Source organism: Elusimicrobiota bacterium, from assembly GCA_016218575.1.
GTDB lineage: Bacteria > Elusimicrobiota > Elusimicrobia > UBA1565 > UBA9628 > JACRDN01.
Genome location: JACRDN010000023.1, coordinates 125,706 through 151,068 on the forward strand (window position 1 = coordinate 125,706; position 25,363 = coordinate 151,068).

Annotated in this window: 25 protein-coding genes and 2 pseudogenes; 15 read left to right on the forward strand and 12 right to left on the reverse strand. The window is 62.3% G+C overall.

Annotated elements, in window-relative coordinates:
* Window positions 1–225 precede the first annotated feature (225 nt).
* From HY921_13130 to HY921_13175, 10 genes are all read right to left on the reverse strand, one after another.
* A complete protein-coding gene (locus HY921_13130; GenBank protein MBI5631815.1) occupies window positions 226–1,170 on the reverse strand; it encodes a hypothetical protein in 945 nt (314 codons plus the stop codon).
* Window positions 1,171–1,247: 77 nt separating this feature from the next.
* Window positions 1,248–3,050: a hypothetical protein gene (locus HY921_13135; GenBank protein ID MBI5631816.1), complete on the reverse strand. Its 1,803-nt coding sequence runs from the start codon at window positions 3,048–3,050 to the stop codon at window positions 1,248–1,250.
* Window positions 3,050–4,078, reverse strand: coding sequence for a Gfo/Idh/MocA family oxidoreductase (locus HY921_13140; GenBank protein MBI5631817.1), 1,029 nt, complete (start codon window positions 4,076–4,078; stop codon window positions 3,050–3,052). Before HY921_13140 ends, HY921_13135 begins: the two co-directional genes overlap by 1 nt.
* Entirely contained in the window at window positions 4,068–5,855 is a 1,788-nt protein-coding gene (locus tag HY921_13145) for an ABC transporter ATP-binding protein (GenBank protein MBI5631818.1), read from the reverse strand. The genes HY921_13140 and HY921_13145 overlap by 11 nt, the downstream gene beginning before the upstream one ends.
* Entirely contained in the window at window positions 5,852–6,910 is a 1,059-nt protein-coding gene (locus HY921_13150) for a nucleotidyltransferase family protein (protein ID MBI5631819.1), read from the reverse strand. Before HY921_13150 ends, HY921_13145 begins: the two co-directional genes overlap by 4 nt.
* Window positions 6,911–6,915: 5 nt before the next feature.
* Window positions 6,916–8,496 carry a B12-binding domain-containing radical SAM protein gene (locus HY921_13155; GenBank protein MBI5631820.1) on the reverse strand — a complete coding sequence of 527 codons (1,581 nt, stop codon included), beginning with the start codon at window positions 8,494–8,496 and terminating at the stop codon, window positions 6,916–6,918.
* Window positions 8,489–9,490, reverse strand: coding sequence for a DUF115 domain-containing protein (locus HY921_13160; protein ID MBI5631821.1), 1,002 nt, complete (start codon window positions 9,488–9,490; stop codon window positions 8,489–8,491). Before HY921_13160 ends, HY921_13155 begins: the two co-directional genes overlap by 8 nt.
* 2 nt (window positions 9,491–9,492) lie before the next feature.
* A complete protein-coding gene (locus tag HY921_13165; GenBank protein ID MBI5631822.1) occupies window positions 9,493–9,690 on the reverse strand; it encodes a hypothetical protein in 198 nt (65 codons plus the stop codon).
* A gap of 44 nt (window positions 9,691–9,734) precedes the next feature.
* The gene (locus HY921_13170; GenBank protein MBI5631823.1) at window positions 9,735–9,980 is read right to left on the reverse strand and encodes a type II toxin-antitoxin system RelE/ParE family toxin; all 246 of its coding nucleotides are present in this window, start codon (window positions 9,978–9,980) and stop codon (window positions 9,735–9,737) included.
* A complete protein-coding gene (locus tag HY921_13175; GenBank protein MBI5631824.1) occupies window positions 9,977–10,252 on the reverse strand; it encodes a type II toxin-antitoxin system Phd/YefM family antitoxin in 276 nt (91 codons plus the stop codon). The genes HY921_13170 and HY921_13175 overlap by 4 nt, the downstream gene beginning before the upstream one ends.
* A 165-nt stretch (window positions 10,253–10,417) precedes the next feature.
* On the opposite strand from HY921_13175, the gene HY921_13180 reads away from it, so the two are divergent.
* The 4 genes from HY921_13180 to HY921_13195 all read left to right on the forward strand — a co-directional run bounded on the left by HY921_13180 (window position 10,418) and on the right by HY921_13195 (window position 13,397).
* Window positions 10,418–10,720 carry a TfoX/Sxy family DNA transformation protein gene (locus HY921_13180; protein MBI5631825.1) on the forward strand — a complete coding sequence of 101 codons (303 nt, stop codon included), beginning with the start codon at window positions 10,418–10,420 and terminating at the stop codon, window positions 10,718–10,720.
* Complete coding sequence (locus tag HY921_13185) at window positions 10,717–11,103, forward strand: VOC family protein (GenBank protein ID MBI5631826.1); 387 nt, start codon at window positions 10,717–10,719, stop codon at window positions 11,101–11,103. Before HY921_13180 ends, HY921_13185 begins: the two co-directional genes overlap by 4 nt.
* A 209-nt stretch (window positions 11,104–11,312) precedes the next feature.
* Complete coding sequence (locus HY921_13190) at window positions 11,313–12,113, forward strand: hypothetical protein (protein MBI5631827.1); 801 nt, start codon at window positions 11,313–11,315, stop codon at window positions 12,111–12,113.
* 162 nt (window positions 12,114–12,275) lie between these two features.
* A complete protein-coding gene (locus tag HY921_13195) occupies window positions 12,276–13,397 on the forward strand; it encodes a hypothetical protein (GenBank protein MBI5631828.1) in 1,122 nt (373 codons plus the stop codon).
* 277 nt (window positions 13,398–13,674) lie between these two features.
* Here the strand turns inward: HY921_13195 and HY921_13200 are convergent, their stop codons facing one another.
* Window positions 13,675–13,911, reverse strand: coding sequence for a hypothetical protein (locus HY921_13200; GenBank protein ID MBI5631829.1), 237 nt, complete (start codon window positions 13,909–13,911; stop codon window positions 13,675–13,677).
* Between the two features lie 306 nt (window positions 13,912–14,217).
* Between HY921_13200 and HY921_13205 the strand changes: the two genes are divergently transcribed.
* The 11 genes and pseudogenes from HY921_13205 (at window position 14,218) to larE (ending at window position 24,430) form a co-directional block, all read left to right on the forward strand.
* Window positions 14,218–15,168 (forward strand): NAD(P)-dependent alcohol dehydrogenase, encoded by a 951-nt coding sequence (locus HY921_13205; protein ID MBI5631830.1) that lies wholly within the window; start codon window positions 14,218–14,220, stop codon window positions 15,166–15,168.
* A gap of 74 nt (window positions 15,169–15,242) precedes the next feature.
* On the forward strand, window positions 15,243–16,289 hold the full coding sequence (gene neuB, locus HY921_13210; GenBank protein MBI5631831.1) for an N-acetylneuraminate synthase: 1,047 nt from the start codon (window positions 15,243–15,245) through the stop codon (window positions 16,287–16,289).
* 8 nt (window positions 16,290–16,297) lie between these two features.
* Window positions 16,298–17,485, forward strand: coding sequence for a DegT/DnrJ/EryC1/StrS family aminotransferase (locus HY921_13215; protein ID MBI5631832.1), 1,188 nt, complete (start codon window positions 16,298–16,300; stop codon window positions 17,483–17,485).
* On the forward strand, window positions 17,482–17,742 hold the full coding sequence (locus tag HY921_13220; protein MBI5631833.1) for an acyl carrier protein: 261 nt from the start codon (window positions 17,482–17,484) through the stop codon (window positions 17,740–17,742). The genes HY921_13215 and HY921_13220 overlap by 4 nt, the downstream gene beginning before the upstream one ends.
* Entirely contained in the window at window positions 17,739–19,214 is a 1,476-nt protein-coding gene (locus HY921_13225) for an acyl--CoA ligase (GenBank protein MBI5631834.1), read from the forward strand. Before HY921_13220 ends, HY921_13225 begins: the two co-directional genes overlap by 4 nt.
* Window positions 19,211–20,479, forward strand: coding sequence for a DUF2088 domain-containing protein (locus tag HY921_13230; GenBank protein ID MBI5631835.1), 1,269 nt, complete (start codon window positions 19,211–19,213; stop codon window positions 20,477–20,479). Before HY921_13225 ends, HY921_13230 begins: the two co-directional genes overlap by 4 nt.
* A complete protein-coding gene (locus HY921_13235; GenBank protein ID MBI5631836.1) occupies window positions 20,476–21,108 on the forward strand; it encodes an acetyltransferase in 633 nt (210 codons plus the stop codon). The genes HY921_13230 and HY921_13235 overlap by 4 nt, the downstream gene beginning before the upstream one ends.
* A pseudogene (gene neuC / locus HY921_13240) lies at window positions 21,009–22,211 on the forward strand (UDP-N-acetylglucosamine 2-epimerase (hydrolyzing)). The gene HY921_13235 and the pseudogene neuC overlap by 100 nt, the downstream one beginning before the upstream one ends.
* Window positions 22,188–22,929, forward strand: a pseudogene (larB, locus tag HY921_13245) (nickel pincer cofactor biosynthesis protein LarB). The pseudogenes neuC and larB overlap by 24 nt, the downstream one beginning before the upstream one ends.
* On the forward strand, window positions 22,926–23,633 hold the full coding sequence (locus HY921_13250; protein MBI5631837.1) for a LarC family nickel insertion protein: 708 nt from the start codon (window positions 22,926–22,928) through the stop codon (window positions 23,631–23,633). The pseudogene larB and the gene HY921_13250 overlap by 4 nt, the downstream one beginning before the upstream one ends.
* Window positions 23,630–24,430: an ATP-dependent sacrificial sulfur transferase LarE gene (gene larE, locus HY921_13255; GenBank protein MBI5631838.1), complete on the forward strand. Its 801-nt coding sequence runs from the start codon at window positions 23,630–23,632 to the stop codon at window positions 24,428–24,430. Before HY921_13250 ends, larE begins: the two co-directional genes overlap by 4 nt.
* Here larE and HY921_13260 read toward each other — a convergent pair.
* Complete coding sequence (locus tag HY921_13260) at window positions 24,425–25,300, reverse strand: LysR family transcriptional regulator (GenBank protein ID MBI5631839.1); 876 nt, start codon at window positions 25,298–25,300, stop codon at window positions 24,425–24,427. The two genes, larE and HY921_13260, sit on opposite strands and share 6 nt — an antisense overlap.
* Between the last annotated feature and the right edge of the window lie 63 nt (window positions 25,301–25,363).

The following is a 25,363-nucleotide window of genomic DNA, read 5'->3' on the forward strand; positions in this document are numbered from 1 at the left end:
CGCCCGCTTAATAGCTTAGCAGGAAAGCGTTTATGAGCACAGATTGAAAGTCGCTCCCCTCCGGGTGGGAAGTGACCCGGACTGCCGTGATCTTCGGGCCTAGAAATTGAGGCAAATCAATGGTGTTTATCTTCCTAGTGCTTGCGAAGAGTCCTCGTGCCGCAAAAAATATTATTTTAGAGGCATTGTAACCGCTGATCTCCCAGCCCGGGAAGCGGCGGGTCATTATGGAAGCCGGGGATAAGGCTCCGGGGTCTGATTTTCGGTTCCGAGCGGGATCCCCATTATGACGTTGATGGCGTGGAGGACCGGCTCTGTGAAGAGAGTGAAGAATACCTCGCCGCCATTGCCTCCCGCTTGGGTCAGGAGCTTGGGAGAATAATAGCCCTTGACGGACTCTCCCCCATGGAAGCTTTCCTGATGGCGCACTCTAAGGCTGGTGCCGGGAGCGGCTAGCGCGCGTATCCCGTTGAGCCATAAATACGGCATGGCGTTGACTCCCTCTTGGTCGCCAGGATGGACGTAAACGGGGCTGAAATCCACCAGCACCGGGTCTACCGGCCGTCCATGAGGCTGGGAAGCCAAAGAGCCCTGGTAGGCGGACAGCAATAGCCGCTGAAATTGGAAAAAGAACGAGGCGTCCGCTGGAGCCTTCTCCGGGCCGATCAATGTCCGGGGGGACATGTTCTCGAATAAAAGCCGGGCGCTTTTGCCCAGGTCCTCAAAACCTTGAGTTCCAGGATGGGTCAAGCCTCTTGCCTCTGCCATTTTTTTGAAATCGTCCATTAGGGCTTGGTTTCCGGAGAGAAAAGCGGAGACTTGCCGCAGGGCTTGAACCGGACCATCCGCGAGATCGGGCAGGACCTCGTCGGCGTTGGCCATTAAGGCCAGGGCGGCCTTTGTCCCAAGAACGGCGCTTGCCGTATGAGCGTTTTTTAAACCGAGGAGGTCTAGCCTGGCGGTGGTAGCCATCAGCTCCAGGGCTTTTCGGGCCTCCTCGGGAGACAATCTTGTCAGGGCCGGCGCGACTTCCATGACGCGTCCCACCGACTCCTGCAGGGGGGTGTGGGCTTCGATCAGCTTGACCAAGGGATGCCGCGACCGCAAAACGCCGGCCGAGGCCGAGGCGCTCAGGGCCAAAGACAGAGAAAAGCAGATGAATTTAATCATGGTTCTATTGTACCGCGGATGCGCGCACAGCCCTTGGGTCCTTGGGTTCTAGAGGTCTAGGCCGTTGGACCCGGGTCTTAAGGCCTACTTCGAGCCCCGATGGCCTCGGCGAAGGCCCGGGCGTAATTGTCGCGCAGGGCCCCCTCGTGCTCCACCATGGCTTGCCGGGCGCGGGGCTCCATGTAGAGGCCGCCGCCGGCCAGGTCCTGGAGGCGCTTGAGCAAAGATTCCCGATCATGGTAGACCACGCCGGGATATTTAAGGAAAGGGTGCTCGACGAGGCGAATCGTATCGTAGAACAGGACGTCCTTGCCGCAGCAGAGGGCCTCGATCCCGGCCGTGGAGGGCCCGAAGGCGATCACGATCTGGGCGACCTTGAAGGCCTCCTGGGCCGGGAGCCCCGAGTCCATGACGAAGACGTCAGGCCGGCCGGCCAAGCGCTCCCCTAGGTCCCGGAATCCCTCCATCTCGAAGATGCGGCCCACGTTGTAGAGCTTGGACTTGATGACGATGAGGCGCTTGGGGAGCTGTTCCAAAGCCCAGAGCACGTCGTCGTACATGCGCCGCACCTCCCCGCGGGTGATGTGGGCGTCCTCCGAGAACGTGGTGTCGAACACCGCCACGCGGAGGTGGTCCCTAAATTTCTCGATGAGTGCCGCGTGCTCCGGGGCGGGGGGTAGGCGGTAGTAGTCGTTCTTGAACGGCCCCAGGACCTCGAGTTTCTTCACCCCGCGCCAGACGTAGCCGAAGATGTCCAACTGCCGCGGCGACCAGACAAAGAAGCGGTCGAGTTTGATGTAGCAGGTGGCCTCGGTGTGCACGAAGTCGTCGCCGTGGCAGATGTTGAAGCTCGCGATCCCGCGCCGCTCGAGGGCCGCGGCCTTCAGTATGCTGTCGGAGGCGTACTCTGTCGTTTCTCGATACATCTCGCAGGCGGTCCGCGAGAGCTCGTGTTCATGTTCGAGCAGTTTCTGGAAAAGCCGGATCACGGGCTCGGGAAAGCGCAGGAGCCCCGGCGCGCGGCGCATGACCCGCCGGGCCAAGGCCCGGTCCATGCCGCAGGGTTCGCCCTCGGCCAGCCAGCGGTAGCCCCCGCGGTTGAGGCGCCTGCGGTCCTCGGCCGTGAGCTCGCTGGGATTGAAGATGAAGGTGATATTTTCCGGCCGGTAGTCGCCGCTCTCTTCCAGCTGGTTGTAGAAGAGGAAGTGGTGGAAGAGTCTGCCTTCCCGCCATACCGCGGGTCCGGCCCAGCGCAAAGCGTATTTGGAGCGTAGGGGCTCCGACCTGGCTCGGCAGAGGCGCCTCAGCGCATACCAGATTATCGCCCCCGCGCGGGCGAGCCTCGAGCAACCGGGCCAAGGCGCCAAGGCGGGTGCCGCGGCCGAGGCGGGCTCGGCCATGAAGCGCTGGACGGTCTCCGCAGTCACCGGTTCGAGGCAGTAGCGGTCAAAGAGGCGCATCCAGGGGCCGACGTCGGGCCCCCCGTCGCCCAGGACCTCTGCGTCCGGGACGTGGTAGCGCCCGCTTACCTTCTCGATTAGTTGGATGTATAGAAGCTTCTTCAGGTAGAGATCGAATGCTTCCTGATCGCTCCAGCCGAACCATAGTAGGGCCTCGGCGCAGGCTTCTTGGCGCAAGGCCTGGGGGTAGACTTGCGTGAACAGCCTCTCGGCCAGAAACACGGCGAAGCGCTTGATCTTGAACACCGCGGCCGGGTCCTGCCCGAACCGGACCCTTTTCGCCCCCGCGGGGACTTTCGCCACGGGAGTCCGTCGGACGTACCAGACATCGTCGAAGCCCCGGACGCGCAGGAACGAGAAAGCGTCCAGGCGTTCGATAAGGAGACTGCGGCGCGGCAGCGCCGCGGTCCTCGGGCTCATCAGGATATGCGTGGAGCCCGATGGGTAATGCGCTCAGCGAGCTTCACCGGGCGCCCGCCGTCCCGGGCGGAGGCCAGAAGCCCCTTGGCCGCGGCCAGGGCCAGGAGCCCGTCGCGGCCGGAGCAGGCCGGGGCCTTCTTGCGGCCGGCAAGGCAGGCCGCGATGTCGGACACTGCACTTAGGAATCCGGACGGGCCTGGGGGCGGAGGCGGCAGATCCCGCGCGGCCAGCTCCTGGTAGCCCGTGAAATTAGGGCTTTCCGTAAACTTGTAGAGCTCCAGGCGCCGGCAGTTGTCCGTCAGCCTGAGGCGGCCTTTCGAGCCTAGAACGTCGAGCTCGAAGATGAAGTCTTCGCGCTTGCCTGAGCAGGCGATAAAGCCGTGGGCGCCATTCGAGAGAGAGAGTAATCCTGCCGCGGTGGGTTCCTCCGAGCACGTCCCGCGCACCTCACGGCCCCAGACCTCCTCGATCTCTCCCCCGAGATAGGCGATGGCGTCGAGCAAGTGCGTGCCGATGTTGTAGATTTTCTCGGAGTACCAGCCGCCGATGACTTTGATCTCGCCGATATCGCCCGCGGCGATGAGGGCCTTGGCGTGGGCGACCACCCGGTCCCAGCGGCGCAAATGGTTGACCGCCAAGACCACGCCGCGGCGCTCCGCGGCCTCCACGATCTCCCGGGCTTGCCAGACCTCCTCGGCCATGGGCTTTTCCAGAAACAAGGCCGGCACCCCGGCCTCGATCAAGGCCGAGGCCAGCTCGTGGTGCGACGCGACGGGGGTGCAGACGCTCACGATATCGGGCCGGACTTCGGCCAGCATTTGCCGCCAATCCGAGTAGACCGCGTCGAGGCCGCGCGCGCGCCGGAAGGTCTCGCGGCGGCCCGCGTCCAGGTCGGCGCCCGCGGCGAGCTCTATCTCCGGACAGCTTTGGTAAGCCCGAGCGTGGGTCCATATCTCCTTGCGCTTGGGGTCCGAATCGAAGGCGCTGCCGATTTGGCCGAGTCCGATGATCGCGGCCTTATACCGCATCGCCCAGCCTCTCGCGGCGCAGGGACTGCAGGTCGTAGAAGCGGCGGTAGGGCCCTTGGCGGGCGTGGAGCTCCTCGTGGGTGCCGGCCTCGGCCACGCGCCCGCGCTCTAGCACCACGATGCGGTCGGCGTTCTTGATCGTGGAGAAGCGATGGGCGATCACGATCATGGTCCTGTCCTTGGCGAGCTCCGCGATAGCCTCCTGTATGAGGCGCTCGGTCTCCGCGTCCATGGCGGAGGTGGCCTCGTCCAAGATGAGAATCGGCGCGTCGCGCAGGAAGGCCCGGGCGATGGCGATGCGCTGGCGCTGGCCCCCGGAGAGCCGCACCCCGCGCTCGCCTAGCTGGGTCTTCTCGCGCTCGGGGAGGGAGGCCACGAATTCCGAAGCCCGGGCGCGCTTGAGAGCCAGGGCCAAGGCCTCCGGCGGGCAATCCGCGAGGCCGTATTTGACGTTGTTTTCCAAGGTATCGTCGAAGATGAAGGTGTCCTGGGCCACGACGGCGACCAGGCGCGCCCAGTCCTCGCGCGCGAGCTCCGGCAGGGGGATCCCATCCGCGGCGATTCGGCCGGAGCTCGGATCGAAGAGTCTGAGGAGGAGGCGGGCCATAGTGGTTTTTCCCGCTCCCGAGGAGCCCACGATCGCCACCGTCGCGCCCTTGGGGATCTCGAGGGTGACTCCCTCCAGGGCCTCGCCTTCCCCCGCGGGATAACGGAAGGAGACTTTGTCGAGGACGAGGCTTTTGCTGAAGGCTGGCAGGCGCCGGAGGCCCCAGGCCAGGGGCGGGTGGAGGCGTCCGGAGAGGAGGCGCGGCAGATCGCAGACCCGGGATGCGTACTCGGCGACCCGGATGCGGGCGTCGTTCAAGGCGCTGACCTTGGGGATAAGCCGGGTCACCACCACGAGGAAGGTGAGAAGCACCGGGCCGGGGGTGTTGAGGCGGGTCACCGCGAAATAGATGACCAGGCAAAGAAGCCCGTCTCCGAGAAGCCCCTCGGCCAAGGTGTTGGCCGAGGCGGCCAGGGCCGCGCCGTCGGCGTTTTTCTCGATCCGGTGGGCGAGGGTCGAGAAGCGGGCCTTCTCGAAGCGCTCGCTCGCGAAGGCCTTGACCACCTCGATGCCCTGGTGCACGGCGATGACGGAGGACTTGAGGGCGGTCTTCAAGGCCCCGTGCTCGGCCCCCAGGCGCCGCACCCATGTAATAAACAGCCCTGATACGGCGTAGCGGACCGTGCCCAGGAGAGCTATCACCGCGGTCAGCTTCCAGGAGAGGGTCAGCATGAGGAAGCTCAATACCAGGAGGGAGACCGCGTTGGCCAGGATCACGACGGCGAAGTTGAAGGCCTGGCCCGCGTACTCCACCTCGTTTTCGAGCACCTGGGCCAGGGTCCCGCTCGAGGTCGCGTGGAAGTAGAAGAGGTGGGAGTCCACGGCCCGGGCGAAAGCGGCCTGGCGCAAATCCTTCATGAAGGGGTTGTAGACCTTGGCCGAGGCCATGAACGCCGCGAATTTTAGGAGAAGGGTCGCCGCGATGACGCCGAATACCGTGATCATCAAGGTTCCCGGGGTGAGGGGAATGCTCAGCCAGGCGAATGCCCGGCTGAGCCACCCGACTTTCGCGAGGAAGGCTTCCCCCTGTTGTATCCATCCGATCAAGGGCAGAAGGAGGCCTATGCCCGCCCCCTCCGAGAGCGTGGAGCTGACCAGCAGGATTCCGAGGAGGGCGAGCCTCGCCCGGTAGGCCTTGATGAAGGGGGAAAACGCCCGCCAGGCGCTCACTCGAAGACCTGCGGGTACTCCCGGCGCGCGCGCTGGTAGTCGTCCGGCTGGCCGATGTCTATCCAATACTCGCGGACCGGGAAGCACCCGACCGCGCCGCGGCCGCGGGCCTTCTCGAGAATCGAGGTCATGTCGCAGAGCCGCCCCTTGGGGACGAGGCGGAGCACGCCCGGGGACAGGACGTATATTCCGGCGTTGACGAAGAACCGGTGCGTGGGCTTCTCCAGTATCCGCTCCAGGCGCTGGGCCGCGTCCATCTGCACGACCCCGAAGGGAACCTGGAAGTCATACTCCCGCACGCAGACCGTGGCGTCATGCCCCTCTTCCTCGTGGTAGCGCACCAAAGCGGGAAAATCCACCTTGGTGAGAAGATCCCCGTTCATCACGATCAGGGGATGATCGGGCTTGGAGGGCAGAAGGGAGAGGGCCCCGGCCGTGCCCAGGCTTTCGCGCTCGCGCAGATAGCGGATCTCGACGCCGAGGCGGGAGCCGTCGCCGAAATGCCCGACGATTTGCTCGGCCTGGTGGTTGGTCGCCAGGAAGAAGCGCTTGAAGCCCGAGGCCTCGAACTGCTCGATGATGGTCTCAAGGAGCGGCTTGGGGCCGACGGGGAGGAGGGGCTTGGGGCGGTCCTGGGTGAGGGGCAGGAGGCGGCGCCCGGCCCCGCCCACCATGAGCACGACCCAGTTGGGCTTCTCCTCGGCATCGGCAAGGTGCTCAGAGAGGCGCACGAGGTCCACCACGCGTCCCTTCTTGTCCACGATCGGGACGTTGGCCCGCCTCTCCCGGCGCATACAGCGCGAGATTTCTTCGCGGGTGGCCCCGCGCGGCAAGGTGACGGGCTTGGGATTCATGACGGCCGAGAGGGGGGCGTCCAAGCCGTGGCCCTTGAGCATCCCCTTGCGCAGATCCGAGTCCACGACCACGCCCTCCAGCCGCCCCGTTTTGCCCGCGACCAGGACCATGCCCACGGCCGCGGGTCCGGCCATGAGCTCCATGGCCTGGCGCACCGTGGCGGTCCTGGGAAGGGTCAACCGCGCGACGGCGAAGGGCATGGGCCTTAGGAGACTCCGGCCGGCGCGCGGGTCGGGCCCTTGAGGTTGCCGAAGCTGCGCCGGCCCTGCTTGCGGAAATCCGGAATATTCGGCTCGCCGTGGCTCTTGCGCCAAACCTTCTCGTAGTCCTGGACGCGCTTGAGGTCTCCCTGGACCATGAGCTCGCGCAGGCCCAGGAGCTCAACCGCGTTGAAGTTCTCTGAGATGACCGCGGTGATCTTGGTGGCGTCTCCCAGGTCCAGGAGGAAGGCCTCGAGGTCGCCGCCGTACTGCTCGAGGATCTTATCCTTGTAGGTGTAGTACCACTCCGAGCCTGGGTAGGGGGTGGCGAAAAAGGGGTTGGCCTTGATGCCCAAGGTCTGCCAGGCCCGGATGCTGTCCACGATGGAGTCGAAGAACTCGTCCGGAAATCCCATGATCTGGTTGGGGATGGGGCGTATCCCGGCCTCCATCGTGATCTTGACCGCCTTGATGTTGTTCTCGGGCGTGGCCCCCTTGCCGATGTTGCGCAGGACCCGCGCGGAGAAGGACTCGAGTCCATAGTCAAGGTAGGTGCAGCCCGCCTCGTGCATCATCTTGAGGACCCCGGGGCTGCAAAGCCCGGCGTGGCTGGTCCCCGACCAATGCACCCCCCGGCAGGCGTCGGGGTCGTGGGGGGCCCCGCGGCGCACGCAGTCGGGCTGGAGCCCCTCCTCTTTCCAGAGCCGGCAGATCTCGGAGAGCCACTTGCCGCGGGTGGTGGCGTTCATGGTCATGAGGTTTTCGTCGAGGAAGGTCACGAAGTCCACCCCGAAGCGCGTCCTCATGTATTTGACCATGTCCACGATGTAGCGCGGGCTATGCCAGCGGATCTGGCGGTCGTAGGAGAATTCCACATCGCGGCGGCCTTGGGCGTCCTCCACCACCTTCATGTCCCCGGTGAGCCCCAGGTGGAAGCAGAAGCGGCAGATAAGCGAGCAGCCGTAGCTCGTGTTGATGTCGAGGCGCCTCTTGGCCGTCATGGCCTCCTCGGAGAGGAGCAGCCCGCTGTTCTTGAAGTAAATGTCCAAGGGGAACATCTCCCAGGCCGGATAGGGCAGGACGTCCAAATTCGGTATGAGCGGCCGGGAGGCGTTGAGGCGGATTTGGCGGTTCTCGTCGCGGTAGATGAGGCCTAGGCAGCTCGCCCAGTCGGGCTTGCCGCCGTCGAAGCGCTCCAAGAGCTCCGGCCAGGTGACGAAGGCCTCTCCCACCACCCCAAGATCGGCCTCCGGGAGGAAGGTCATGATGTCGAGGGGCATGCTCGTGAGAAATCCCCCGCCCAGGACGATGAGGGATTTGGGGGAGCACTCGCGCGCCAACTTCACCGTCTTCTTGATGTAGCCGTAGGAGGTGGTGATGCCGCCGGTCGCGATGATGTCCCAGGAATCGGCCGACAAGGCCTCGCGCAGGACGTCGTCTCCCGGGCGGTGGCCGTTGGCATCGAAGACCATGACCTGATGGCCGGCCTTGTCGGCCAAAGCCGCGCACAGGGCCAGGCCGTAGGCGACGTGCTTGGGGTTGTCCTCGGCCCGGATTACCGGGTTGACGATGAGGATTTTAGCCACGCAGGAAGGCCTCTAGCGGGCTCCAGCCGATGCGGTTTCCAAAGAGGATGCCTCCCTCGGTGCAGTTCACGGTCTCGACCCCGTCGGGCGCGGCCTGGGCGAGCTGGAGGAAGCAGTTGCGGTACCAGAAATAGGTGGGGTCGGTGTACCAGGTCTTTCCCAGATGGGGGTTGGGCACCTGGATGTAGCCCTCCTCGGGATTGTCCGGGAAGAGGTCCTTGATCACGTCGTAGTACTGGGTCATGCGCAGGGGGGTCTCGGGGGCGTAGGAGAAGTCCATGCCTATGAGGCCGATTTTGGTCCGGCGCAGGATGGCCACCGCGAAGACCCACGAGGAGGAGCCCACGTTCCCGCCGGTGACCAGGCAGGGCAGAGGATTGACCGCGTTGATCTTGCGGGTAAAGCTCTCCGGGGAGTCCGTGTCATCGTAAATCGGGTTCCACCAGTACACGTCCATCCCGGACTCGATGCAGCGCTCGGCTACGTCGGGGGCGACGCTCGTCGAAAGGATGGCCTTCATCTTGGGGCCATGCTTGTTGACGAGCGCAATGAGCTCGCTGTTGTAGCGGCGCTCGTTCTCCCCGACTGTGGGGTCCAGGTCCTGGTTGCGGAAATAGTCGTCGGGGGCGCGCCGGTCGATTTTGGTGTCCCCGAACCAGCGCACGATGCGGTCGGGATGGGGGTCCACGCTCACCACGTACTGGGGGATGATGCCGTTTCTTAAAAGAAAGCCCAAAGCCCCGTCGCAGGCGACTATGGTGAGCCCCCCGTGGCCGACGCGCTTCAAGGTCTCGACGGGCTTGGCCCGGTGCAGGCTCGGGCCCGCGGAAACCACCAAGGCCGGGGCCGCGGGGGTCTCGTCGCGCACTTCCTTGACGCTCTTCTTGACGAAGGGCTTGTTGAGCCGGGCGTGCTTGAGGCCGATCTCGGCGGTTTTTCGGAAGGTGGCCTCGGCAATTTGGCTCAATTGCGCGGGCGAGAGGTCCTTCATCACGGCTAATTCTTGGGCTTGGAGGTGTCTTCCCAGACGAAAGACCCCTTGGGCTTCATCACGAAGGCGATGCTGCCGCCCAGCTTCTCCAGGGCGCGCTTCTCGAACTCGGTCCGGAGCTTATCTTCCTTGCTCTCGTCCGCCTTCGCGTCCTGCGGCTTGATTTCCGGGGCCTTATAGTTGCCTTTCAGGTATTCTGACATGCTCAAATTATAGCCTTTAGGCCCCCTGCCTTCAAGGCCTAAATCTAGGATAACGGCCGACGGCGGCAGTCCCGGATATAGGCTATCTCTATATGCTGCCCCGAGACGCGATAGACCACGCGATAAAACTCCACGATAAAGCCGCGATATCCCGCGAAGGGCCCCGCCATGGAGGCCCCCAGCTCCGGGTACTCCTTGAGGGCCGAGATCTGCCGGATGAGCCGGGAAAACAGGGGCTCGAGGACGCGGTCCAGGTCTTCCTGGGCTTGGGGCAGGAGGACGATCTTCAAGGCTGGGCTTTTCTTTTTTTAAGGTAGGATTCCAGGGCCGCGCCAGCGCCGTCCCGGGACTCCTTCTCGGCCCTTTGCAGCCTCTGGCTCCAGTCCGCAAACCCCATCTCGCCTTGGGTGGCGAGCATGCCCTCATAGGACTCATAGCTCACCAAAACCGCCGCGGCCCGTCCTCTTTGGGTCACGATCACGGGCTGGTCCGTCTTCTTGACCTGCTCCACGTATTTCTTGGCCTTTGACTGGAGGTCGCTGATAGGTATAATCTTATTCATGACTCTAATTATATATCTAAACATAGTGATAAGCAAGGTAAATGGAAACAGCACTTTTCCGTAGGACACAACTCCAGAAGTCGTGATATACTGGTCAAGATGATTGTGAGTTAGAGCGACAAAGGAGAAAGAGCACTATTCGACTATTTGTGATTTGGAGAGAAAATGAAAAAGGCGATTCACCCGCAAGATGCCAGCCACTTGGAACAAATTCCCAATGTTGGGCCCTCGATCGCAGATGATTTAAGAAGAATTGGCATCAAAATTCCAGCGGATCTGCGGAGAAAAGATCCGTTATCTCTATATAAACAGGTGAACCATGCCACGCAGCAAGTGAATGACCCCTGCCTTCTTGATGTTTTCATGGCTGCCGTCAACTTCATGAATGGCAAAGGGAATGCGCCTTGGTATGCCTTCACAGAACGCAGAAAAAATCTGATTTTAAAGACAAAAGGACGGAAACAGTGAAGCTCGGTTATATCCTCCTATACGTTGAAAGTCCCCTTAAAACGGTTGAGTTTTATGAGAGGGCTTTTGGATTGAATCGTGGTTTTGTTGATGAATCAAACACCTATGCTGAAATGGAGACGGGGGCAACACGACTGGGATTCGTCGCCATTAGTCTGGCTGAGTCCAATAAGGTTGAGTTTCGCGCGGTAAAACCGAAGGTCCCCCCTCCGGGCATCGAGGTAGGATTTGTGACCGAGAACGTAGAGGAGGCCTTTCGTAAGGCACTTGAGGCGGGCGCGGCGGAGGTTCTCAAGCCGACTCAAAAGCCTTGGGGTCAGCTGGTCGCGTATGTGAGAGATCACGACGGGTTTTTAGTTGAAATCTGTTCGCCTGTTAGTTAATTCCACACTAAGGGCAGCCTGCTAGCTCCGTACGCCATACTCGCCACTCTTTCCCTTTGCCCCCGGCCCCAGGGAACCAGCCCCCGTCGGTCCCCCTCCGGCCTTTAGGGTAGGACTTTTGGCCCTCGGCGATGGGCCAAAAGACCAGGTCTTGGGGAGCCTTTAGCCCAACAGATTTTTATAAATTCGTACTACAATCTTACCAGTGTATGGCACATAGGCACTACTGTTTTATGGCGCTTCTCACAGCCATCCTTCTATGGACGCCTGCATTCAGCTTCGCGAAATCTCGTCGCTTGGAGGCAGTCAGCCATTTTTTCCGATCGCCGGGTGTGCCGGATATCACGGCGTTGAGCGCAGAATCCAAGGTCTGGCGAAGCGAAAACGATCGGGAAGAGCGCGAGTTGCGCGAGCAGGTGCGCGCAGAGGCCGCGCGCCTCGGCTTCATCGAGCATATTAATCTAGCGGTCTCGGCTGAACTGGACGGCCCTCCGGCCAAAGACGGTTCGTCCTCGCTCCGGATCAAGGCGATGGTGCTGGCGAACGTATTCGCACGCTTCTTTGACAAAGAGAAAGAAATTCCCACGATCGAGGCTCGGATCAAAGAGCCCGACCTGCAAAGCGTATCCAAGCTGATTTTGGAGCAGGCGCTGGAGACAGCTCGGGCGCTGCGGACAATGGCAGGGGCGGGCTCCGAGATAAGAGCGCCGAGCTCTGAATTTGAACCCACGCTCTCTTACCGCCTGAAATCCTTCCGAGGCCGCGAGGCCTCTTACAATCCGGACGCGATCCACTTCCATGTGGGCGTTACCCCCACTGCGGAGGAGCGCCTCAAATACGCGAAGGCAGGCATTTTGGACAGCCTCGTCAACAAGCACGAATACGACATCGGCCGGCTCATTCTGTTCCATGTCCGGCAATTGGCGCATGAAACGGGGATAGGCGATCATGAAGTGGACGTCTACATGATTGCCGACCAAACCCCCGGGTTGAGCGCGACGGAACGTTAATTCGACCGGATCAACGCATCCCTGGAGAAAGAAGGGATCAAGTTCATCCCGCTCGAGCGGCCGGACCCGCGCGGCAAGATCATCCATGACGATTTACGGCCGGTGCTTGAGCGACGCCAGGACTCATTGGAAAGATTGATCCTCCAGACTCGCGCAGAGGTCTTGGGACGGCCGAGCCTGGGCGAAGACGGGGGTATTGAGTATCCGGACAACGCGCAAAGCGGCATGCATTTAAGGTCCGTGGATTTTACCGCCATTCTCAAGCGGATCAAGTCCGAAAACGCGCGGGGTTGGTGGTCGGATGCTCCCCACCGCGTCCTGCTCAACGATCCAGGCCGACCGGGCGTAGTAAATCTAGCTCAAATGACGGCGGCAGAAAGCAACTGGACGGAGGTGCTCGGCACGGTCGCACACCAGCTAGAAAGAGTGATCGAAGGGCTGTCTCGTTTGCAAATGGAGCCATTGGGGCCGACGACCTCTCAATCGCTCGACTACAAAAATGGCATCGCCAAGGCGCACGCCGACTTGGACGCGCGCGCTCTCGGCATTTCGGCGACGGCCAAAGACGATTCCAGTCTGGACCAGAGGGTCGCGGCGCAGCAGAGGCGCGATCAGGCTTTGGCCGCCGCGGTCGCCCACTGGATAGGCGTGTTCCAATTCGCGCCCCATACCTTGCGACAGTTCATTCAGCTAAATCCGACCATGCTGCTACCGTTGTACTCCTTCGGGCTCCTGGCCACCCTCGATCAAGTCGCGAATTTTTCGAGCGATAGCTGGCAATTCATGGGCAGCGACACGGTTGAGCGCGCGCTGATCTTCGTTTTATGGGACTATCTTGGGCAGAAGTTCCAGATGGATAGTGTCACCTTAACTTTCCTAGTCGCGATCTCGAGATTGGACTTGCTACACCCGCTGCTCCGTTTGACCGCTTTCGCGATTATTGAAAGCCATCTCGGCTTTGATCCGGCGCTGGAACGGGCCGGTTTGAGCGTTGAGACATGGGAAACGCTCTATGCGCAGAGCGCCAAGAGGGTCATGCTGAGCCCTACCGCGCTCGGCGTCCATCTGGTGGCGCATTTTGACTACTTTAAAAATCTTAAATTGAATGTGGACCCTTTCGTCCGCGCGGTACAGAGATCGGCGCGCGTAAACCTTGGATTGCCTCCGTTGGATCTTCGCGAGCGCCGGGAAGTGGAGGATGACACCCTTCCCAGCACAAATGATCTGCCCAGCGAGCGGCTCTTGCGTCGGATCCGCGTCATGCGAACCGGCGAAAAGGGGTAGGGCTCCGGCGGCCTACGCCATCTAGTGTAGTGATTCCGGGAAAAAAGCAAATCGCCCAAGCCCATGCCCGCAGCGAGTTGGGCGCCAAGCTCTTGAATTTTGCGGAGACTCGGGCACGTAGTCTTCGGTAGGCGGACATGACATGACGACAAACGATGCGATGACAGCCTATGGAGAATGCCCATCCTTTTCTTGAGATATGTGACTTTCCTGGAGCGCCGCCACGATAAGGCTGTGGGCCCCAACAATCGCTTCAGCCGCCGCCGCCCTGATGGGGCTACCTGATCTTTCGCAGGAAGCGGTCTTTGACGTTGGCGTCGATGAATGTGCCCAGGCCCTTACCGGCGAGCGCCAGCGACTTCATCTCTTTGATGTTCTCGGGGCCGGCGCTCTGGTTGGTGTAGCGATAGGCCGAGGAGTCCGTGAACTTGATGTTGATGGCGTCCTTCTCGATCTCATACTTCGCAATCGTGGATTTGCCGCTAAGATTCTTGTAGCGTCTAAACAGTCTCATTTTCTTTGGAATATTCATATCTGTGTATTATGCCTCATTGAGGACGAAACGGGAAGCCGACGAATGAAAAATCTCAATAGCCGCATAGAAAAGTATGATATACGAATGAGACTTCCCAAGTGGCTCGTGGTCGCGGTTGTTTGTATGTTCGCCCTGGGCCGCGGTCCCGCTTATGCCGGCAAGCTAGATCTTGATATCTACGCGAATACAAGACGGCCTCAGGCTCAAAATGCCGGAGATCGGGGAATTGATTCTTGAGCTTGCGGCATCTGAGGACGGAGATATTGTCAGAAAACAAGAAAACGAATGAAAGCCGCCGTCATCGGCCGCTACGGGCCGCCCGAGGTTTTTAAGATATGCGAGGTCCTGCGCCCTGCGCTCAAGCCCCGCGAGATGCTGGTGGAAATCCGCGCATCGAGCGTTAATCCGATAGATTGGAAGATCCGGCGCGGAGACTTGAAGCTGCTGTTTGGGCGGTCCTTTCCCATGATCTTAGGATACGACCTTTCCGGCCGCGTCGTGGAGACCGGAACCGAGGCGAGACGTTTTAAGATCGGCGATGAGGTTTACGCCTGCTCCAACCGGAAGGCCGGTCAAGCTTATGCCGAGTTCGCCGCCATTGACGAAAGCGCCGCCGCTCACAAACCAAAGAGGATGTCCCACCAGGAAGCGGCCGCGGTCCCGCTGGCCGCCTTGACCGCCCTTCAGGCTTTCAGGGATCTTGGGAGAATCCAGCCAGGCAACCGCGTGCTTGTCATCGGCAGCTCCGGGGGCGTGGGCTCCTATGGCGTGCAGCTCGCCAAGGCGATGCAAGCGCATGTCACGGCCGTCTGCGGAACGGCCAACGTCGCGTTGACCGAGGAATTAGGCGCCGATGAGATCATCGACTACAAGAAGGAAGGCTTCGGCGGCCGGCGGGGAGCCTACGATATCGTCCTGGATGCCGTAGGCGCCCACACCTTCTCCGAGATGCGGCCGTTGTTGACGCAAAACGGGACCTACGTCTCCACGTTGCCCAGTCTCGGCCTCTTTTTCCACTTGGCGTGGACTTCCGTATTCCCCGAAAAAAAAGCGCGCTTCGTGCTGATGAAGCCGTTGGGCGAAGATCTGCGGCATATGGCCGGCTTGGCCGATTCTGGAAAGCTGAAATCGGTCATTGACGGCGTTTTTCAACTCGAGCAAATCGCCCAAGCCCACGCCCGCAGCGAGACCGGCCGCGCCCGCGGCAAGATCGTTGTTGAAGTGAAGCGGCAATAGGCCCCAGCCAAACGCCTCGGCCGACGCGTGCCGGGTCTTTATGCCTGATTTTGGATAATGATAGTATCTTCAAGATGGCGTCGATACAGGTCGGCTCGCGGGCGATCGGGGACGGGCATAGGGTTTTCGTCATCGCCGAGGCTGGGGTCAACCATAACGGGGACATGGCCTTGGCCAAGCGGCTGATCGACGCGGCCGTCGAGGCCGGGGCGGACTCGGTCAAGTTCCAGACCTTCAAGGCCGAGGAGTCGGTGACCGCCGAGGCGCCTCTGGCGGCCTACCAGAAAAAGAACGACAAGACCGCGAAGTCCTTCCTGGGAATGCTCCAAAAGCTCGAGCTGGCCCCCGAGAATTTCAAGGAATTGGCCGACTACGCTCGGGAAAAAGGCATTCTTTTCTTCTCTAAGCCGGCCTATCCCGGGGCGGTGGAAATACTAGAGGCGGCCGGGGTTCCCCTGTACAAGATAGGCTCGGGGGACATCAATTTCTTCACGCTCTTGCGCCAGGTGGCCGCCACGGGCAAGCCCGTCATCATTTCCACCGGAATGAGTACTTTGGATGAGATACGAGAAGCCTTGGAGGCCTTGAAGGAGGGGGGTTGCTCCCAGGCCGCGGTGCTTCACTGCGTTACCGCCTATCCCGTGGAGTTTCGCTTCGCCAATCTCAAGGCCATCGAGACCTTGCGCCGTCATTTCAGCGTTCCCATCGGCTATTCCGACCATACGGTGGGGGTCGAGGCGGCGGTCGCGGCCGTTGCGATGGGCGCCTGTATCATAGAAAAACATCTCACTCTCGACCGGGCCCTTCCGGGCCCGGATCACTTGGCCTCCTTGGAGCCCGGGGAGTTCAAAACCATGGTGGAGCAGATCCGCCACGTGGAGGAAAGCCTGGGTACCGGGGAGAAGGGGATCGCGGAGTGCGAGAGGGAGAACGCCCGGCTCGTGCGCAAGAGCCTGGTCGCGGCTCGGCCCATCCGCAAGGGGGACGTGATCCTCGAGGCGATGATCGCCTATAAAAGGCCCGGGACCGGGCTCTCGGACAAGCACCGCTCTCACTTTGTCGGCAAGCCCGCCCTGAGGGAAATCCGCCAGGACGAGCCGCTTCAACTCGATATGGTATAATCGCCTTCATGCCCGAGCTAAAGGTATTAGGCGGTCAGCCGATTTTCAAGGAGATGGTTCCCGTCTCCTCCCCGACCATGCCCGAGTTCTCGCGGTTCGAGAGCCGGCTGCGTGAGCTTTACTCCTCCGGGATGATCACCACGGCCAAGTTCGTGGCCGAGCTCGAGCAAAAGGTCTCGGCCTACCTGGGCGTCAAGAACGTGGTAGCGGTCTCGAGCAACAGCGCCGGCCAGATGCTTTCCCTCAAATGCCTGGGCCTCAAGGGCGAGGTGATTTTGCCGAGCTTCTCCTTTTGCGCGACCAGCCACGGCCTCACCTGGAACAACCTCAAGCCCGTTTTCGTGGACGTGGACCCCAGCACCGGCGGCGTGGACCCCGACCGAGTGGAGGAGGCCGTCACTCCCGACACCTGCGCCATCCTGGGCGTGCATATTTGGGGCAACCCCTGCGCGGCCGACAAGCTTGAGCGCATCGCCAAAAAGCGCGGGCTCAAGCTCATCATGGACGCGGCCCAGGCCATGGGCAGCGCCTTGAACGGCCGCCGGGTGGGCGGCTTCGGGGACGCGGAGGTTTTTAGCTGCAGCCCGACCAAGCTTTTGACCTCCGGCGAGGGGGGGCTTGTCGCCACCAATGACGACCGCCTGGCCGGACTCCTGCGCAAGGGGCGCATCTACGGCATGGATCCTAAGACTTATGATTGCGAATTCAATGGGCTTAATGCGCGCATGACCGAGTTCAACGCGGCCTTCGGGCTGTGCTCCTTCGAGGACTTGGACAGGAACATGGAGAGGCGCAAGAAGTCCTTCGCCTACTACAAAAAGCTCCTGTCGGGAATCCCCGGCGTGAGCTTCGCGGAGCCCACCCCCGGGGCCGAGCCCAACGGCATTTACTTCACAATATTCATCGACGAGAAGGCCTTCGGCCTCTCCCGCGATGAGGTCTACGACGCCATGCTCATGGAAAAGATCCTGGTCAAGAAGTACTTCGACCCGCCGCTCCACCGCCTTACGGTCAACCGCGGGGCTGCCTGCCGCGACCTTTCCGTCACCAACGAGCTTTGTTCCAAGGTCCTGACCTTCCCGCTCTACTCCCATATCAGCGCCGAGCTCCAGGAAAATATCGTCGATGTGTTTAGGCGCATCCACGCTAAGGCGGACGCGGTGCGCGAGGTTTTGGGCCGGACCGTCGCGTCTTGATGGGCTTGAAGAGTCCCAAGGAACTGGAAGAGCGCTTCTCGCGGGTTCTGGCCCCCTACCTCCTCGACCCTCTCGGCGCGGACTCCTTCGACCGGCCCTTGAGGGATTTGGGCGTGGACTCGGTCCAGCTGGTGGCTTTGGTGGCCGCGCTCGAGGAGGGCCTGGGCATCCGCTTCGAGGACGAGGAGATCAGCCGGGAGAACTTCAGGACCCCCCGTTCCCTGTTCCAGCTGGTCGCGAAAAAAATCCCCGCATGAGTTCCCCAAGCCTCTCCATGGTCCTGGCTGAGGCCGCGCAAAGCCGGCCGGGAAAGCCCGCGTTGATTTTTCATGACAGGGTCTTGAGCTACCAGGAACTTTGGGACTTGGTCCGAGGCGCGCAAGGCCTTCTGCAACAAAAGGGGCTCTCCCAAGGGGAGCGGGTGGGGCTTCTCTACAATAACGGAATTGCTTCGGTGGCGGCCTTTTTCGGGGCCTGGGCCGCGGGTTTGAGCGTGGTTCCCTTGAACCCCGGCCTAAAGGCCGCCGAGCTTGGCGAGCTCCTGCGCCACTGCGGGGCGCGGGCGATTTTGACGGATGTGGAAGGGGTGGAATTTGCCCATTGCCAGCGCGTTATATTAACGGAAAAAGAGGAAGAAGGCTCACAATCCGGCTCGGCTGTGGCCGAGCCGGACTACCTTAAGCCGGACCACGAAGCCATGGTCCTCTACACCTCGGGCACCACGGGCCGGCCCAAGGGCGTGGTGCACGCGCATTCAGGCCTCCTCGCCAACGCCCGGGGCGCGGCCGCCTCCTTGAGCCTCTCGGAGAAAGACGTAACGGCGCTTTTCCTTCCCCTGCATTTTTCCTACGGCCTCTCCCAGATGCTGACCACGTTCCTGGCTCAGGGTACTGTGGTCCTCTTGGACGGCTTCTTCCATCCCGCCTTCCTGGTCAAGGCTTTGCGGGAGCGCTCCGCCACCGGCTTCGGGGGGGTGCCCTCCCATCACCGGCTCCTCATCGAGCGCTATCGCGGGAAACCCTTGGACTTGCCGAGCCTGCGCTACGTCATGAACGCGGGAGGGGCCATTACCAAGGAGGAATTGACGGAGCTCTCGGCCTTGTTTCCCAAGGCCGAGATCGTGAACGCCTACGGCTGCACCGAGATCGGCCCGCGGGCGACCTGCCTGCCCTTCAAGCACTTCGCGCGCAAGGCCGGCTCCATCGGCCTGCCTATCCCCTGCGTGTCGCTCCGGGTGCTCGACGAGAAGGGCGAGGAGGTCCCGCCGGGAGTCCAGGGTGAGATCGTCCTTGGTGGGCCGAGCCTTATGAAGGGGTATCTGGACGAGAAGGGGCTCACGGTCGTCCCTCCCGGCCCGGGAGGATTTCGCACCGGAGACCTGGCCGTTCGCGATGAGGAAGGATTTCTATACCATCAGGGGCGGAAAGATGATCTCTTCAAGAGCGGCGGGGAGAAAATAAACGCCCGTTTGATCGAGGAGGTGCTCTTGGGCCACGAGGGGGTGATCGAGGTCCTGGTCGTGGGGGTGCCGGACGCCCGGCTCGGCATGGTGCCCAAGGCCGTGGTGGTGGGGCGTCAAGGGGCGCCCTTGAGCCCGGAGGCCTTGATCGCCTATGCCCATGAGAGGCTGCCCTTGAGCCATGTCCCGCGGCGAGTCGAGCTCGTCCAAAGCATCCAAAAGACCGCGACGGGGAAGATTCAAAAATTCCGCTATCAGAGCGAGCCATGAAAAAATTCACCTTGAACTACACCGAGGATTTCACGAGGGCGCGGGAGGAGTTCCTCCTGCCCGCGGGCTGGAAGGCGAGTGTTTTCAACATGATGGGCGCGCCCAAGATGGCCCCCGCCGCGGTCGGCCGAGCGCTGACCCAGGGCCTGCGCCAGCGCCTCTCCAAGGCCCCGGAGAACGCCCGCAAGACGGTCGCGGTGGCGGTCGAGGACATCCGCAGGCCCTTGAAGCTTGCCCCCGCCCTTGAGCCGATCGCGGCCGAGCTCTTGAGCCTGGGGTTTGCGCGCGAAAACATTCGTTTCGTGATCGCTCTGGGCTGCCACGCCCCCATGATGCGCCTGGAGCAGATCAAGAAGTACGGCCGGCGCATGGCCGAGGGCTTCCGCTTCGAGAACCACAACCCGTTCCAGAACTGCGCCAAGGTCTCGGGCCGGATGTTCGAGGTGGACGTGGCCTTGAACCGGACCATGGTCGAGGCCGACGTCAGGATTTTGGTGGGGTCGGTGATGCCCCACGGCTACATGGGTTTTAGCGGCGGGGCCAAGCTCGTCGTTCCCGGCCTCTCCCACATAGACACCTTGGAGTCCCAGCACCTCTACGCCGTGCACAAGGGCAAGATCAATCAGATCGAGGGCAACGAGGCCCGCTCCAACGCCGAGGCCATCGCCGAGGGTCTGGGGGTGGCCTTCGCCGTCTCCTTGGTGGCCAACGAGAACGGGGAAATCGCGGGCTGTTTCTCGGGAGACCTCCTCGGGTCCCACCGGCAGGCCATGGAGTTCGCCCGCCGAATCTATCGCACCGAGGCTCCCCAAGGCCTCTACGACGTCGCGGTCTTGAACGCCTATCCCAAGGACACCGAGATGATCCAGGCCGGCAACGCCTTCAACGCCTTGAAAAGCGAGGCGAGTTTCCTCGCGCCGGGGGCGAGCGTGGTCGTGGCCTGTGCCTCCTGCCAGGGCACGGGTTTCCACGCTTTGCACCAGCCCGGCGGGCGGGTGTACCGGACCCCGGTGCCCAAGAAGGGCCTGGTCGGCGAGCGCGAAATCCTCGTGTATTCGCGCTACGCCAATGAGTTCGACTTTTCCATTTCCTTTTGGGAAGGGTACAAGCTCTTCAAGAGCTGGCCCGTGCTCAAGGCCTACCTCCTCAAGAAGCACGGGGCCAAGGCCTCGCTCGCGGTGTTTCCTTGCGCTTCCTGCCAAATCCTCGAGAGGCCGCAAAGGGAACTGGAAACCACGGCCCTCCAGGAGGGGGCGATCGCATGAGAAGCAAGGCCCGGCGCAAGGCGGTGGTGGTCGGGGCGGGGGACAACGGCCGCAGCCTCCTCAACATCCTACGCCTCACCGGGGCCGAGGTCCTGGGATTCCTGGACGACGCGCGGCGCGGGGAGGTCGAGGGCCTGCCCATCCTGGGGCCCATGGAGTGGCTCTCCGGCAAGGGGGAAATCGAATGCGCCGTGGGCATCGCCTCCTCGGCCGCCCGCAAGGCCGTGGTCGGGCGCCTGCGGCTCTTAGGCGCTTCGTTTTTGACCGTGATCCATCCCGCGGCGATTCTTTCCCCGGGGGTTAAGCTGGGCCAGGGCGTCTTTGTGAATGCCGGGGCCATCGTGGTCCACAACGCGAGCTTGGGGGACTTCTCCAATGTGAATCTCGCGTGCACGGTGGGGCATGACTGCGTACTCGAGAGCTACGTCACCTTGAGCCCGGGGGTCAACATCGGGGGGAGGGCCGTCCTCCGGGAAGGGGTTTTCGCGGGGCTCAACGCCGCCATCAACCAGGACGTGGAGATCGGGGCCTGGACCAAGGTCGCGCTCGGCGCGGCGGTGATGAAGTCCGTGGGACCCGGGAAAATCGTCGCCGGAAACCCCGCCCGGGTCATGGGGTTTGTCGAGTGAAACGATCCATCGGCGTGGTCACGGGCTCCCGGGCTGAGTACGGCATTCTGAGGCCTCTCTTGGAGGCGATCCGGAATAGTCGGGACCTGGCCTTGCGGCTCTATGTTACGGGAGCTCATCTCTCCCCGCGTTTCGGGTCTACCGTGCGGGAGATAGAGAAAGACGGCTTTCCCATATCGGAGAAAGTCCCGATCTTGAGCGCGGGGGCGCTTTCTCCGAGTGCTGTGGCCGCGGCTTTTTCCCGGGCCGTGTCCGGGTTCTCCAAGGTTTTTGAAAAGAAAAGTCCCGATCTCCTGCTTCTGCTGGGCGACCGCTACGAGATGCTGGCGGCCGGAGTCGCGGCCATGCTCCATCAAGTCGTGATCGCGCATGTCTCGGGAGGCAAGACCACCCAGGGGAGCATGGACGAGTCCATCCGCCACTCCTTGACCAAGCTCAGCCATTACCATTTCACCCACGCCGAGGAATACCGCCGGCGTATCATCCGAATGGGGGAGGCTCCCTCCCGGGTTTTTGCCTACGGCTCGCCCTTGGTGGACGGGATCGCGGATTTAAATCCCATGAGCCTCGAGGAGCTACGCCGGCAGAAGGGCCTCGAGACGCTTGAGGCCGGGGCTCTGGTGGTGCTGTATCATCCCGAAACCTTGGAGACATCCTCCCCCGAGGCGCAAATCGCCGAAGTCTTGGAGGGCCTTGCGGGCGTCGAGCGCCAGAAAGTATTCTTCTATCCCAACGCGGATGTGGGGAGTGCGGCGGTGATCGCAGCACTTGAGCGCTGGGCCCGGGGCCGGGGCGACGCCCTCCTCGTCAAGAATCTTTCCCGCCGCGCTTTCTTGAGCGTCCTCAAGCTCTCCGGCGCTTTGGTCGGAAACTCTTCCTGCGGTGTTACCGACACCCCCACCCTCGGGGTGCCGGCGGTCAATGTCGGGGACCGCCAGAAGGGAATGGTGAAGGCCCGCAATATCCTCGACTGTCCTTGCCGGGCCGCGGCCATCCGGGCCGCGCTCAAGAGGGCGTTGAGCCGGGCTTTCAGAAGGTCTTGCGCCGGGCTCAAAAATCCCTACGGCGACGGCCGTTCCGTGGCCCGTATCGCGCGCAAGCTGGGAGAGCTTCCCTTGGATGGGGCCGTCTTAAAGAAAGTTTTTCATGATTAAGTGCCGGGATCTGGGGTTCGCCAAGATAGACCATGACCGGGTCCGGCGCCGGGGATTCCCCGAGGCCGTGTTCGGCCCGGGAAAGACCCCCGAGGAGATCCGCGCCGTCGCGCGCGAGATCGCCCGCCGCGGCGACCCCGTGATCGTGACAAAGACTACTATGAGGGCATTTCTTTACGTTAAAAAGAAATGCCCGACCGCGGTCTGGCATGAAAAGCCAAAGCTTATTGCCATACCGGCCGCAAAGGCCGCCGCGGCCCCCGCGGGGGCCGCGGCGGTGCTGACGGCCGGGACCTCGGACATCGCCGTCGCCGAGGAGGCCGCGGTCACTTTGGAAACCTTCGGCTTCCGGGCTTTGCGCCTCTACGACGTGGGAGTGGCCGGCCTGCACAGGCTCCTCGACCGGCGGCACGTCCTCGACGAGGCCGGGGTCGTGGTGGTGGCGGCGGGCATGGACGGGGCCTTGCCGAGCGTTACGGCCGGGCTATGCCGCCAGCCGGTGATCTCGGTGCCCACGAGTGTCGGCTACGGGGCCTCCTTTAAAGGAATGACGGCGCTTCTTTCCATGATGAATTCCTGCTCTCCCGGGGTGGCCGTGGTCAACATAGACAACGGCTTCGGGGCGGGATATTTGGCGGCCTCGATTTTGAGCGTCGGCCGGCGATGAGGCTCGCCTACTTCGACTGCCTGGAGGGAGCCAGCGGCTCGCTTTTCCTATCGAGCCTGGTGGACGCCGGGGCCGAGATCAAGGCCGTCGAGAGGGGCCTCCAGGGCACGGCTCTGGGCGCGGTCAGACTCAAGGCCGCGCCCAGGAAGGCCGGCAGTCTTCGCGCTCTGGAGGTTTTGGTCCAGGCGAGATCAGGCCCAAGCCGGCGTTCCTTGAAGGAAGTGCTGAGCATCGTGGACGAGGCTCGTCTGCCCGGGCCTGTTAGGACCCGGGCTCTGGCGGTCTACGGGCTTCTGGGAAAGGCCGAGGCCCGCGCGCACGGCGCTTGCTTGGATGAGGTCCACTTCCACGAGTTGGGCCGGGCCCGGTCCATCGCCGGGGTTCTTGGAACCTTACTGGCCCTACACCAGTTGAAGGTGGGTCGAGTCTTCTTATCGCGCCTGGCTTTGGGGGAAGGTCGGATCAAAACCGCCCATGGCGAGATCCCCTCCCCGGCCCCCGCGGCCCTGGAGCTCATGAAGGGCCTGCCGCTCAAAGGAGGGGCGCGGGCCGCCGAGCCCGTCACTCCCACGGGAGCGGCCTTGATCCGGGCCCTCGCCTCGCGCTGGGGGCCTCCGCCGCGGATGACTTTTGAGGCCTCCGGCTATGGGGGGGACTCCTCGGGAGAGCGCTTCGTCCGGGTGCTGGTGGGAAGGATGGGATGAATCTCGAGGAGAAGCTGGAGCATCTCAAGGCCATCCTGCGCCCCTTGGAAAGAGTCCTGGTCGCGTTTTCCGGCGGTGTGGACTCGACCTTCCTGGCGAGCGAGGCCTTCGAGGTCCTCGGCGGCGGGGCCGCGGCCGCCACGGCGGATTCCCCGTCTCTCCCCCGTTCCCAGATGGAGGCGGCGCGCAAGGCCGCTCTATTTATCGGCATCCGGCATATCGTGATTGAAACCAGGGAGCTTCAAAACCCAAAATACGCCGCCAATCCCGCCAACCGCTGTTATTTCTGCAAATCCGAGCTTTACGAGAAGCTCTCCCCGCTGGCGCGGGAGCTGGGCGCAAAGCATATACTCTACGGCGCCATCGCCGACGACCGCGCGGATTTCCGGCCCGGCCAAGCCGCGGCCAAGGAGCGCGGTGTTCTCGCCCCGTTGGATCTGGCGGATTTGACCAAGGCCGAGATACGGGAGCTGTCCCGGGAACGTGGCCTGCCCACCTGGGACCAGCCGGCCTCACCCTGCCTGTCCTCGCGCTTTCCCCACGGCAGCGCCATCACTCCCGAGGGCCTGGCCAAGGTGGAGGCGGCCGAGGAATACCTCCGAAAACTGGGCTTCCGGGAGTTCCGCGTGCGCCATTTCGGCCAGAAGGCCCGCCTCGAGGTCTCACCGGGCGAGATGCGGCGCCTGGCCGACCGGGGCCTGCGCGAGCGCATCGCCGACGGCGTTCTGGCCGCGGGCTATTCCGAGGTGACCTTGGATTTGGCGGGCTTTAAGAGCGGCGGCTTGAACCGGTCATAGCGCGCTCCATAACTGCCGCAGCCAGCCCAAGACGATTGGATCTTTGGCGATCAGGCGCACGGTCTGTCGGCAGTAATAGGGGCAGCCGGATATCTTGAGGGGGATCAATCCCGCGCTGGCGACCAAATAGCCAGGCAAATATCCCAGGGCAAGGCCCTCGCGGATCAAATTTTCCATGAGTCTGAGGCTGGATGCCTTGTACTTGATGCGCCTGGGGAATTTGTCGTCGCGCCAGCCGTCGGCTGAAGAGGATTTTGAAATCCTGCCGAGGATCGCCGAGTCCGATGACACGAATGGATGCTTGAGCACTTCTTGTATTGGAATTGTTCCGCGGACGCCGAAGCGCTTCACCAGCGGATGTCTGGGTGAGGCGCAGGTTTGGAATGTCACTGTTTCCAGCGTCTTGCTGAGCGCGCCGGCTGGCGGCTCGGCGGCGATCAGCGCCAATTGCGCCTCGCCGTCTAGGACCTGTTCCGCCGCCTTGCTCTCCGAGCGAATCCAGTACTGAATGCGGGCTTCTGGAAATAACGCCGAGATATTTTTTGCCAGCGCGATCCCATAGAAGGCTTGCAGGATTTCCTCGGAGCTGATGTGGATGTTAACGGCGCCGACGCTCTTTCCGGCGAGTTCGAAGCGCACGTCCTCCTCCAGTTGAAGAAGTTCGGTCGCCCGTTGCTTGAGGATGAGACCTTCAGGAGTGAGCTTGATGCCCCGGCCCACCTTGAAGAACAATGGGGTCTTAAGTTCCCGCTCCAGTCGGGAGATCGCCTTGCTGAGGGATCCAGGGGAGACATGGACCGCCTCGGCGGCCCGCCGGAGATTCTCATGCTGGGCCGCTGCTGTGAAGTACCTCAGTTCAAACGTTTCCATAAAAGAAATATATGATGAATTATATTTTCTTTTAAGGGAACAGTCTAATGGGGCATGATATCA

Bases quoted from the DNA above. Each gene is read 5' to 3' on its own strand.
- HY921_13250 (MBI5631837.1), top strand. From the start codon at position 22,926: ATGAGGCTCGCCTACTTCGACTGCCTGGAGGGAGCCAGCGGCTCGCTT.
- HY921_13165 (MBI5631822.1), bottom strand. From the start codon at position 9,690: ATGTCAGAATACCTGAAAGGCAACTATAAGGCCCCGGAAATCAAGCCG.
- HY921_13215 (MBI5631832.1), top strand. From the start codon at position 16,298: ATGCCCGAGCTAAAGGTATTAGGCGGTCAGCCGATTTTCAAGGAGATG.
- HY921_13205 (MBI5631830.1), top strand. From the start codon at position 14,218: ATGAAAGCCGCCGTCATCGGCCGCTACGGGCCGCCCGAGGTTTTTAAG.
- HY921_13130 (MBI5631815.1), bottom strand. From the start codon at position 1,170: ATGATTAAATTCATCTGCTTTTCTCTGTCTTTGGCCCTGAGCGCCTCG.
- HY921_13135 (MBI5631816.1), bottom strand. From the start codon at position 3,050: ATGAGCCCGAGGACCGCGGCGCTGCCGCGCCGCAGTCTCCTTATCGAA.
- HY921_13140 (MBI5631817.1), bottom strand. From the start codon at position 4,078: ATGCGGTATAAGGCCGCGATCATCGGACTCGGCCAAATCGGCAGCGCC.
- HY921_13190 (MBI5631827.1), top strand. From the start codon at position 11,313: ATGGCACATAGGCACTACTGTTTTATGGCGCTTCTCACAGCCATCCTT.
- HY921_13235 (MBI5631836.1), top strand. From the start codon at position 20,476: ATGAGAAGCAAGGCCCGGCGCAAGGCGGTGGTGGTCGGGGCGGGGGAC.
- HY921_13200 (MBI5631829.1), bottom strand. From the start codon at position 13,911: ATGAGACTGTTTAGACGCTACAAGAATCTTAGCGGCAAATCCACGATT.
- HY921_13180 (MBI5631825.1), top strand. From the start codon at position 10,418: ATGAAAAAGGCGATTCACCCGCAAGATGCCAGCCACTTGGAACAAATT.
- larE (MBI5631838.1), top strand. From the start codon at position 23,630: ATGAATCTCGAGGAGAAGCTGGAGCATCTCAAGGCCATCCTGCGCCCC.
- HY921_13150 (MBI5631819.1), bottom strand. From the start codon at position 6,910: ATGCCCTTCGCCGTCGCGCGGTTGACCCTTCCCAGGACCGCCACGGTG.
- HY921_13225 (MBI5631834.1), top strand. From the start codon at position 17,739: ATGAGTTCCCCAAGCCTCTCCATGGTCCTGGCTGAGGCCGCGCAAAGC.
- HY921_13260 (MBI5631839.1), bottom strand. From the start codon at position 25,300: ATGGAAACGTTTGAACTGAGGTACTTCACAGCAGCGGCCCAGCATGAG.
- HY921_13175 (MBI5631824.1), bottom strand. From the start codon at position 10,252: ATGAATAAGATTATACCTATCAGCGACCTCCAGTCAAAGGCCAAGAAA.
- neuB (MBI5631831.1), top strand. From the start codon at position 15,243: ATGGCGTCGATACAGGTCGGCTCGCGGGCGATCGGGGACGGGCATAGG.
- HY921_13230 (MBI5631835.1), top strand. From the start codon at position 19,211: ATGAAAAAATTCACCTTGAACTACACCGAGGATTTCACGAGGGCGCGG.